The organism is Bacillus sanguinis, from assembly GCF_018332475.1.
In the GTDB taxonomy this organism is placed as follows: domain Bacteria; phylum Bacillota; class Bacilli; order Bacillales; family Bacillaceae_G; genus Bacillus_A; species Bacillus_A sanguinis.
This window is the reverse complement of the sequence record NZ_BOQB01000570.1, coordinates 1-263: the sequence shown is the minus strand read 5'-3', so window position 1 is coordinate 263 and position 263 is coordinate 1. Positions and strand designations below refer to the sequence as shown.

Below are 263 nucleotides of genomic sequence, written 5' to 3'. Positions count from 1 at the left end.
AAAATACTGCGCCAGGTCCACCCATTGAAATCGCTAATGCTACACCAGCTAAATTTCCGATACCGATACGTGCTGCTGCACTTAAGCAAAATGCTTGGAATGGAGAGATGCTATCTTTCTTTTTTTCTTTTCGATTAAATCCTTTACTAATTAAACCGACCATTTCACCTAAATGAGTAATTTGGACGAATTTTAATTTAAAAGAGAAATAAAGACCGAAGCCGATTAGCATTGCAATAAGAATATATGACCATAAAATATTA

General features: G+C 34.6%; 1 protein-coding gene. It reads right to left on the bottom strand.

The window, feature by feature from the left end; all coding sequences use genetic code 11:
- Positions 1 to 263 (bottom strand): alanine:cation symporter family protein (locus KI369_RS28630; protein WP_212959016.1); only part of this gene is annotated, 263 nt, incomplete at both ends.